This is a genomic window from Micromonospora sp. NPDC093243, assembly GCF_044753725.1.
Taxonomy (GTDB): Bacteria; Actinomycetota; Actinomycetes; order Mycobacteriales; family Micromonosporaceae; genus Micromonospora.
In genome coordinates this window covers 291,678-301,418 of sequence record NZ_JBIVNT010000002.1, presented here as the reverse complement: position 1 = coordinate 301,418, position 9,741 = coordinate 291,678, and the positions used below count along the sequence as shown (strand labels likewise).

The 9,741-nt window shown below is 70.7% G+C and carries 7 protein-coding genes; 1 reads left to right on the top strand and 6 read right to left on the bottom strand.

What is annotated here, in order from left to right:
* Positions 1 to 155: 155 nt before the first annotated feature.
* From ACIP9D_RS06160 to ACIP9D_RS06135, 6 genes are all read right to left on the bottom strand, one after another.
* Positions 156 to 1,808: a glycoside hydrolase family 13 protein gene (locus ACIP9D_RS06160; protein WP_350868295.1), complete on the bottom strand. Its 1,653-nt coding sequence runs from the start codon at positions 1,806 to 1,808 to the stop codon at positions 156 to 158.
* Between the two features lie 170 nt (positions 1,809 to 1,978).
* Positions 1,979 to 2,866, bottom strand: a complete 888-nt coding sequence (locus ACIP9D_RS06155) for a carbohydrate ABC transporter permease (protein ID WP_350868297.1) — start codon at positions 2,864 to 2,866, stop codon at positions 1,979 to 1,981.
* A gap of 12 nt (positions 2,867 to 2,878) precedes the next feature.
* A complete protein-coding gene (locus ACIP9D_RS06150; RefSeq protein ID WP_350868299.1) occupies positions 2,879 to 3,823 on the bottom strand; it encodes a sugar ABC transporter permease in 945 nt (314 codons plus the stop codon).
* Positions 3,824 to 3,904: 81 nt separating this feature from the next.
* Complete coding sequence (locus ACIP9D_RS06145) at positions 3,905 to 5,284, bottom strand: extracellular solute-binding protein (RefSeq protein WP_350868300.1); 1,380 nt, start codon at positions 5,282 to 5,284, stop codon at positions 3,905 to 3,907.
* Between the two features lie 681 nt (positions 5,285 to 5,965).
* Entirely contained in the window at positions 5,966 to 6,967 is a 1,002-nt protein-coding gene (locus ACIP9D_RS06140; protein WP_350868301.1) for a LacI family DNA-binding transcriptional regulator, read from the bottom strand.
* An 82-nt stretch (positions 6,968 to 7,049) separates the two neighbouring features.
* Positions 7,050 to 8,522, bottom strand: coding sequence for an NAD(P)/FAD-dependent oxidoreductase (locus ACIP9D_RS06135; RefSeq protein WP_350868303.1), 1,473 nt, complete (start codon positions 8,520 to 8,522; stop codon positions 7,050 to 7,052).
* Positions 8,523 to 8,612: 90 nt separating this feature from the next.
* Here ACIP9D_RS06135 and ACIP9D_RS06130 point away from each other — a divergent pair, with 90 nt between their 5' ends.
* Positions 8,613 to 9,689 carry a serine hydrolase domain-containing protein gene (locus ACIP9D_RS06130; RefSeq protein ID WP_350868305.1) on the top strand — a complete coding sequence of 359 codons (1,077 nt, stop codon included), beginning with the start codon at positions 8,613 to 8,615 and terminating at the stop codon, positions 9,687 to 9,689.
* Positions 9,690 to 9,741: the final 52 nt, after the last annotated feature.

Below are 9,741 nucleotides of genomic sequence, written 5' to 3'. Positions count from 1 at the left end.
CGGGCGGCGTCTTTTTTTGTGTTTGGGGGCCCCCCCCCCCCCCCGCCCCGGGCGCCGCCCCCCCCCCCCCCCCCCCGGCGGGGGGGGGGGGGGGGGGGGGGGGGGGGGGGGGGGCGGGGGGCGGGGCGGGGGCCCCCGCCACCGCGGGGTGCGGATCAGGCCGGTTCTGCTCCGGCCGCGGTCGGTTCGGTGGTACGCAGCCAGACGGCGGTGTCCGGCGGCAACAGGTCATCGTCGAGCGGTCCGCTGGCCAGCAGCAGTTCGTCGTGCGGCGGCAGCGGAACCGCGGTGTCGGAGAGGTTGACCAGGCAGGTGAAGCCGGGCCGGCGGTGGTAGGCGAGCACCCGGTCCGGGGCGGGGAGCCAGGTCATCTCGCCGTCGCCGAGCGCGGGGTCGGACCGGCGGATGGCGATCGCGGACCGGTACAGCTCCAGCATCGAGCGCTGGTCACCGGTCTGCGCCCGTGCCGTGCGGTCCTTCCAGTCGGTCGGCTGCGGCAGCCAGGGCGACGCGGCCCCGTCCGGGCTGAAACCGAACGGGGGCTCGTCGCCGGACCAGGGCAACGGCACCCGGCAGCCGTCCCGGCCCGGGTCGACGTAACCGGAGCGCGGCCACATCGGGTCGGTGCGCAACTCCGGGGGAATGTCCTCGACCTCCGCGAGCCCCAGTTCCTCGCCCTGGTAGACGTAGGCGGCACCGGGCAGCGAGAGCGAGAGCAGCGCCGCCGCGCGGGCCCGGGTGGTGCCGAGTTCGAGGTCGGAGAAGATCCCCTCCCGCTTCTTGGCGAAGCTGAACGTGGTGTCCTCCCGGCCGTACCGGGTGACGTGCCGGGTGACGTCGTGGTTGGAGAGCACCCAGGTGGCCGGCGCGCCGACCGGCGCGTGCGCGCTCAGCGTGCCGTCGATGCTCTCGCGCAGCGCCGAGGCGTCCCAGGCGCAGCCGAGGAAGTCGAAGTTGAACGCGGCGTGCAACTCGTCCGGGCGCAGGTAGTTGGCGAACCGCTGCCGATCCGGCAGCCACACCTCACCGATCAGCGCCCGGTCGCCGGGGTACTCGTCGGCGACCCGCCGCCAACCACGGTAGATGTCGTGCACGCCGTCGAGGTCGTGGAACGGGTGCGGCTGGTCCGGTCGGACCTCGGGCAGCGTCCCGTCCTTGACCAGGAGCCCGGCCGAGTCGATGCGGATGCCGTCCACGCCCCGGTCGAACCAGAACCGCAGGATGTCCTCGAACTCCGCCCGCACCCGGGGGTGGTCCCAGTTGAAGTCCGGCTGCTGCGGGGCGAAGAGGTGCAGGTACCAGTCGCCGGGGGTGCCGTCCGGGTTGGTGGTCCGGGTCCAGGTCTCGCCGCCGAACTCGCCGACCCAGTCGGTGGGCCGCTGGTCGCCGTTCGGGCCCCGGCCGGGACGGAACCAGAACAACTCCCGCTCGGGTGCGTCCGGTCCGCCCGCGAGCGCCGCCTGGAACCACGGGTGCGCGTCGGAGCAGTGGTTCGGCACCACGTCGACGATGGTCCGGATGCCGAGCGCGTGGGCCTCCGCGATCAGCGCCTCCGCCTCGGCCAGGGTGCCGAAGACCGGGTCGATGTCGCGGTAGTCGGCCACGTCGTAGCCGGCGTCGGCCATCGGGGAGGGGTACCAGGGGCTGAACCAGATCGCGTCGACGCCGAGCGCGGACAGGTGATCCAGCCGGGACCGAATGCCGGCGATGTCGCCGATGCCGTCGCCGTTGCCGTCGGCGAAGCTACGCGGGTACACCTGGTAGATCACCGCTCCACGCCACCACGGACTGTCGTCTGCTGTGGACACGAGCACCTGCTTTCTGCGTCGGTACGTCGGCGGGTTCGCCGGACCTGGATGTCTCTGCGGCGAACCGTCGTTGTTCGCCGCGCGGGGGGTGCGCTGGTGGGGTCTAGGGGTCAGCTCGTCATCGAGCCCGCCTGAAGGCTGTCATGATCAACCTTTGCCATCGTCACGGGCTATCCCTTGAGGCTGCCGGTGGTCAGGCCGGACATGATGTTCCGCTGGAAGATCAGGAAGATGATGACGGTCGGGATCGCGGCGATGACCGACGCGGCGATCACCACGTTCATCGGCGTACCGCCGGAGAAGGCGTAGATGCCGACGCTGACCGTCCGGGTCTCGGGCGACGGCATGACCAGCTTCGGCCAGAGGAAGTCCTTCCAGACCGCGGTCACGGCGAAGATCGACACCACGCCGAGGATGGGGCGCGACATCGGCAGGATGATCGACCAGAGCGTGCGCAGCGGCGTCGCCCCGTCCATCAGGGCCGCCGACATCAGATCCTCCGGAATCGAGTCGAAGAACCGCTTCAGCAGGAAGATGTTGAACGCGTTCGCGACCAGGGGCAGCCAGATCGCGAACGGCGAGTCGAGCAGGTTGATGTGCAGGATCGGCAGGTCGATCACGGTCACGTACTGCGGGACGATCAGGACCATCGCCGGGATCATCAGCGTCGCCAGCATCAGCCCGAGGATCACGTTGCCGAAGATCGGTCGAAGCTTCGACAGGGCGTACGCCGCGGCGGTGTCGAAGACGAGTTGGAACACCACCGCGCCGGTCGCGTAGTAGAAGGTGTTGAAGAGCAGCTTGGCGAGGTCCAGGTTGTTCCACGCGTCGATGTAGTTCTGCGGCTGCGGATCCTCGGGGAACAGCGACGGCGGAGTCTGCGCGATCTCCTGGCCGGACTTGAGCGCGCCGGTGACCATCCAGTAGAGCGGCCCGAGGAAGACGAGGGTGAAGCCCACGACGACGACGACGAGCAGCGTCCAGTAGATCGCCCTGCCGCGCCCCCGCCTCAGCTGGGCGTGGGAGATGAGGGTCCGGGTCCCGGAGTCCTGTGCCATTTCTCGCCCGTCCTAGTCCTGTTTCGCGGTCAGTCGCACGTAGACGGCGGAGAACCCGGCCAGCACCACCAGCATGATCACGCCGAGCGCCGCGGCGCCGTTGAGGTCGTTCTGGAAGAACCCGTGCTGATAGATGAGGTACGCCACCGAGGTCGCCGAGTCCTCCGCGCCGGCACCGTTCGCCAGGATCAGCGGCTCGATGAAGAGCTGCATCGTGGCGACGATCTGGAGCATCGCCAGGAGCGCGAGGATCAGCCGGGTCTGCGGGATGGTCACGTTGAGGATCCGCCGCCAGATCCCGGCGCCGTCGAGCTCGGCCGCCTCGTAGAGCTCGCCGGGGATGTTCTGCAGCGCGGCCAGATAGATCAGTACGGCGCTGCCCATGTTCATCCAGGTCGACGCGAGCACCATCGCCGGCATCGTCATCTCGGGCGACTGCATCCACTGCGAGGTCGGCAGGTGCAGCGCCTTCAGGATCGCGTTGAAGAGTCCCGCCTCGCTGGGGTCGTACGCGTAGAACTTGAAGAGGAAGAGCGCCGAGGCCGGCGGCAGCATCACCGGCAGGTAGACCAGGATCCGCAGATACCCCTTGGCGTGGCGGAACTCGTTGAGCAGGATCGCCACGAAGAACGGCACCGCGTACCCGAGGACGAGCGCGAGGACCGTGAAGTAGAACGTGTTCTGCCACGCGGGCCAGAAGCTCGGATCGGCGATGATGCGGGCGTAGTTGTCCCAGCCGACCCAGGTGGTCTCGCCCCGCCGGGTGCGCTGGAAGCTCATCACGATGCCGCGGATCATCGGGTACCAGGAGAAGACGGCGAAGCAGAGCACCGCCCCGATCAGGAACGCGTGTCCGGTGAGGTTGTCGCGTACCTTGCGGCTCGTACGCCCGGCCGGGGACGGCGACGGGGGGCGACCGGTTGCGCTGATGGTCCCCGGGGCGGTGGTGATCGCCAAGGCAACTCCTGGTGAGTCGGTGACCGGACGGTTCGGCGCGGATGGTGTGGGGGCCGGCGGGCCGGCCCCCACACCGTCGGATCAGCTCTCGGCGGCGAGGAGCTGGTTGACCTTCTCCTCGGCCGTCTTGAGCAGCGCGTCGATGTTCGCGTTCGGGTTCGTCAGCACCCCGGACATCGCGGCGTCGAGCACCGCGTAGACCGCCTGCGCGTTGCGTGGCTCGCCCTTGATCGGCACCGGGGTCGCCTCGAAGATCGCGAAGTTCGCCGTGTCGACGTTCGCGTTCGCCTTACGCAGTTCCAGCTCCTGCTTCTGCGCCTCGCTGCCGTTGGCGAAGAGCAGCGGCTGGGGCAGACCCACCGGGTAGTTCTGCGGCTTGGCCCGGACGTAGTCGAACTGGCCCTTGCCCGGCGTCAGCTTCTGGTACGCGATCCACTTCAGACCGGCCTCGACCTGCTCGGGGGTCAGGCCCTTCTTGAAGAAGTAACCCTCGCCACCGCCGAGCGTCCCCTTCGCCGGCCCGTCCTGGCCGGGCAGCGGGGCCATCGCCCAGTCCTGGAACTTGCCCTGGAACTGGCTGACGATCGCCTGGGTGGCGTCCGGCGCACCGATGAACATGCCGACCTTGCCCGCACCGGCGTTCGTCAGCAGGTCACCCCACTGCAGCAGCTGGCGGGCGCCCATGCTGTTGTCGCCGTACCGCATGTCCTTGAGGTTCTGCAGGACCTGCTTGCCCATCGCGTTGTTGAAGTCGGCCTTCTTGCCGTCCGGGGTCAGCACCTGGCCGCCCTGCGAGTAGAGCAGGGAGGTGAAGTGCCAGCCACCGGTGTTGCCCGCGCTGTACTCGGAGTAGCCGGCGACGCCGTTGCCGAGCGCGGAGATCTTCTTCGCGGCGGCCCGGACCTCGGCCCAGGTCTTCGGCGGGTTGTTGACGTCGAGCCCCGCCTGCTGGAACAGGACCTTGTTGTAGACCAGGCCCATCGAGTAGTTCTTCACCGGGACGGCGTAGAGCTTGCCGCCGTCGGTGAACACCTCCTTGAGCGCCGGGTCGACGCTGTCCCAGGTCGGGACGTTGTCCTTGTTGGCGTACTCGGTGATGTCCATCGCCTGACCGGAGTCGAGCACCTGCTGGAGATCGGTCATGTACCCGTAGAACACGTCGGTCACGGTGCCGCCGGCGAGGCGGGCGGTGAAGTCCGGCGGGTTGTTGCACTGCTCGCCGACGCTCACGCTCTTGATGACGATGTCGGGGTTCTGCCGCTGGAACTCGGCGACGTCGTCGTTCCAGTTCTGCAACAGCTCCTTCTGGGAGCCGACCGGCTGGCAGTCGACCGTGATGGTGACCTTGCCGCCTGCGTTCGTGTCCTTGTCGTCGCTCTTCGTGGAGCATGCCGTGAGGCTGAGCCCCAGGCCGGCCACGAGCGCTATCGCCGCAGCCTTTCGGTATTGCGGTACGGACATCTGTCCATCCCTTCTCCGAACGGGTGTGTCCATGACCTTCGCTGACCCGCGGTGGTCGTCACCGCGGCGATGCCCTGCAACTGATCTGTCTCCGCCGTCTGGACCTGACCCCTGGAGCCGCGTCGGGGCCAGCGCGGGATGGTGATCTAGCTCTCTTGCTCGGGATGTTTCGTGGCGATGACGATACAAAGTCGAATCGGCTGCCGCAAGAACTCGACTGGAATTAGAAAGACTACGACTAAAGGACCGGGAGACCTGAACGGGTGACTCGAGCACCGCGCCACCCCCGGCCGTACGCATCCAAGCTGGTGAGCGCAGCCCAACGGGCAACCCGACGGCCACGCCCGGCGGCGCGGCCGGGCGGCGTTTCGGGGGGCGGGCCAGCCAGGTCGCCGAGATGGTGGTATCCGTCCACCCGGGACACCGCCATGTCGGCGAGCTGGAGTGGATCAAGCCGCTCGTCGCGCTTGATCGGCTCGGTTTCGGTGATGTCGGGGTGTCCCGATCGCCGCTTCACCCCGACCTCACGGATCCCGAGTGGATCAACCGGGTGAGGATGCGCGACGCAACCTGGCCGCCGCCCGCGGAGAGCGGTCGACGGCCAGCGCGTCGTTCAGGCGGCCACGGGCCTGTCGCCCGGTGTGTCCTACCGGGCCGCTCGGTCCGTGGCCGATTTGTCGGTCAGCGGGCGGGAGCGGGAGCGGTCGAGCCGCGTACCACCAACTCGGGCTCGAAGAGCAACTCGTCGTGCAGCACGCCGACCCCTTCGATCTGGGTGACCAGCAGGTTCACCGCCGCCTGCCCCATCGTCTCGATCGGCTGACGGACCGTGGTCAGCGGTGGGTCGGTGCAGGTCATGAACGCGGAGTCGTCGAAGCCCACCACCGAGATGTCGGCCGGCACCGAACGACCCAACCGGCGGGCCGCCCGGATCGTCCCGAGGGCCAGCACGTCGCTGGCGCAGATGACGCCGGTGACCCCGCGGTCGACCAGCTTGGTGGCGGCGACCCGGGCCCCTTCCATGGAGAAGCTGGAGCGCTCGACGCACTCGTCGCCGTCGGCCCAGCCCGCCACCTGGATCATCGCGGCCAGCTTCCGCTGGGACGGAACGTGGTCCTCGGGGCCGAGCACCATGCCGATCCGCTCGTGGCCGAGCGAGCGCAGATGGCCGTACGCCTGCTCCACCGCCACCGCGTCGTCGGTGGAGACCCGGGGAAACTCCAACTCGTCCACGCCCGCGTTGACCAGGACCACCGGCAGACCACGGTCGGTCAACCGCCGGTAGTGCTCGTGGGTGGCGTCGGCCAGCGCGTACGAGCCACCGGCGAAGATCACCCCCGAGACCTGGTGGTCGAGCAGCATCTCGACGTAGTCCGACTCGGACACACCGCCGATGGTCCGGGCGCAGAGCGCCGGGGTGTAGCCGCGCTGGGCGAGCGACCCGGTGACCACCTCGGCCAGCGCCGGGAAGATCGGGTTCTGCAGCTCGGGCAGCACCAGCCCGACCAGTCGGGCGCGCTCGCCGCGCAGCTTGGTGGGCCGCTCGTAGCCGAGCACGTCGAGCGCGGTCAGCACCGCCGTCCGGGTCGCCTCGGAGACCCCGCCCCGACCGTTGAGCACCCGGCTGACGGTGGCCTCGCTGACGCCCGCCTTCTTCGCTACCTCGGTGAGCCGTTTCGTCACGGCCGCAATCCTACGTCAAGCTGGTGCAAGAACTGGACAGCGAAAAGTCCCGGCTCGACCACTTCCGGTCACCAGCCGACCGTCACTTGAGGTTGCGCAACGCGTCCTCGATGGCCCGGTGGAAGGTCGGGTACGCGTAGATCATGTGCCGCAGCTGGCTCAGCGGCACGGCGGCGTGCACCGCGACCACCAGCCCGGAGAGCACCTCGCCGCCGGCCGGACCGACCGAGGTCGCCCCGATCAGCACCCCCTGGTCGGCGTCCGCGACGAGCTTGATGAAGCCCTCGTCGCCGACCTGATGGATCCAGCCCCGGGTCGAGCTGCCCAGCTTGGTGAAGCCCACCTGGACGTTGATCCCCCGGTCCCGGGCCTGCTGCTCGGTCAACCCCACCGCGCCGACCTCCGGGTCGGTGAAGGTGACCCGGGGCAGCGCCCGGTAGTCGGCGCGCGGCACGGTGCCCGCCGATCCGCTCGACCCGCTGGCGCCGAGCCGGCTGGCCGCACCCATGGCGCCGCCGACCACGCTCGCGGTACCGCTGGGGTCCGCACCGGCCTTCTCGTGCCGGGTCCGGTCGAGCAGGTCGGCGACCACGATCCCCGCCTGGTACATCGCGATGTGGGTGAACGCGCCCTCGCCGGTCACGTCGCCGACCGCCCAGATGCCGTCCATGGCGGACATCCGGTCGTCGACGGGCAGGTAGCGCTGGCCGGGGTCCACCCCGACGGTGTCCAGCCCCAACTCCTCCAGGTGTGCCCGGCGGCCGGTCACCACCAGCAGCCGCTCGGCGGTGAACTCGGCGCCACCGGCGTGCAGGGTGAACCGCTGCCCGTCATGCTCGACCCGCTCGGCCCGCAGCCCGGTCCGAATCTCCACCCCGTCGGCCCGGAGCGCCGCGGCGGCCACCTCGGAGGCCTCCGGCTCCTCGACGGCGAGCACCCGGTCCAACGCCTCGACGACCGTGACCCGGACCCCGAACCGGGCGAAGACCTGGGAGAGTTCCAGCCCGATCGCCCCGCCGCCGAGCACCAGCAGCGACTCCGGCAGCTCCTCGACCTCGATCGCCTGATGGTTCGTCCAGTACGGGGTGTCGGCCAGGCCCTCGATCGGCGGCACCGACGGTCGGGTGCCGGTGCCCAGCACGATGCCGTACCGGGCCTGGAACACCTGGTCGCCGACGCGGACCCGACCGGGCCCGTCCAGCCGGCCACTGCCCCGGACGAACCGGCCACCCCGGTTGACCAGCCGCTCGACCGCGACCCGGTCGTCCCAGTTGTCGGTGGCCTCCGCACGGATCCGCTTCGCCACCGGCGCCCAGTCCGGTCGCACCTCGGCGGTGCCGGCGAGCCCGTCGACGCGGCGCGCCTCGGCGAGCGCGTTCGCCGCCCTGATCATCATCTTGCTCGGGATGCAGCCCCAGTACGGGCACTCCCCACCGACCAGGTCCCGCTCGATGCCGACGACGGTCAGGCCGGACTCGGCGAGCCGCCCGGCCACCTCCTCGCCGCCGACGCCGAGCCCGACCACGACCACGTCCACCTGCTCCGGCTCCGCCACCCGGACAGCATCCCCCAGCCGACCGCGCCGAGCCAGCCAGGCCCCGAAAAGTCGACCACCCGAGACAGGTCGATCGCCTACCGTGGCCGGATGCCCGACGTCCGCTTCGCCGCCGTCCATGACTGTTTCCACGACCTGCTGGCCACCGGTCGGGAGACCGGGGCGTCACTGGCCGTCTGGTACGACGGCCGACCGGTGGTGGACCTGGTCGGCGGGGTCACCGCGGCCGGCCCGGATGCCGCCGGATGGCGGCCGGACACCCTGGTCAACGTCTACTCGGTCGGCAAGCCGGTGGCCGCGCTCTGTCTGCTGCTGCTCGTCGACGGGGGCCGGCTCGGGCTGGACGATCCGGTCGCCGCGTACTGGCGGGGCTTCCGGACCCCGGCCACCGTCCGGCAGGTGCTCAGCCACACCGCCGGCCTGCCGGCCTTCCCGGTGCCCCGGCCGGCGGCCGCCGTGGCGGACTGGGACCTGCTCGCCGGTGACCTCGCCGCCGCCGAACCGGAGTGGACGCCGGGCACCGCCGCCGGCGAGCACGCCTGGACGTACGGGCACCTGGTGGGCGAGTTGGTACGGCGGGTGGACGGCCGGTCGGTGGGCCGGTTCCTGGCCGACGAGATCGCCGGCCCGTGGCAGCTGGACCTGGGCTTCGGGTTGAGCCCGGCGGACCAGCGGCGCTGCGCCGACCTCACCTACGGCGACCCGGACTGGCCGGTCCGGATGGTCGGCGAACCGGGCTCGCTGCGGGCCCGGGCCGTCTCCAATCCGGCCGGCGGGTTGGACCTCGCGGTGCTGAACAGCCCGCTCTGGCGCGGCGCCGAGGTGCCCGCGGTGAACCTGCACGCCACCGCGACCGGGCTGGCCCGGCTCTACGCCGGGCTGCTCGCCGGCGGCACGCTGGACGGCGTCCGGCTGTTCAGCCCCGAACTGGTCGCCGAGGCGACCCGGGTCCAGTACGACGGGCCGGACCTGGTGCTGGACCGGCAAACCCGGTGGACGTTGGGCATGCAGTGGGAGGAGGACGGCAGCTGGGGCATGGGCGGGCTCGGCGGCAGCTGCGGCTGGGCCGACCCGCGGCGTGGCTACGCCTTCGCCTACGCCACTACCCGGCTGGCCGGCTTCGACCGGGTGGAGGAGCTGGCCGAGGCGCTGCACAGCTGCCTCTGACCGCCGGCACCGGCAGACAGGGTCGCGGTGCGCGCGGCGGTCACCGAGCGGC

Excerpts from the sequence above, each read along its gene's own strand:
- ACIP9D_RS06145 (WP_350868300.1), bottom strand. The coding sequence starts at position 5,284 with ATGTCCGTACCGCAATACCGAAAGGCTGCGGCGATAGCGCTCGTGGCC.
- ACIP9D_RS06130 (WP_350868305.1), top strand. The coding sequence starts at position 8,613 with ATGCCCGACGTCCGCTTCGCCGCCGTCCATGACTGTTTCCACGACCTG.
- ACIP9D_RS06155 (WP_350868297.1), bottom strand. The coding sequence starts at position 2,866 with ATGGCACAGGACTCCGGGACCCGGACCCTCATCTCCCACGCCCAGCTG.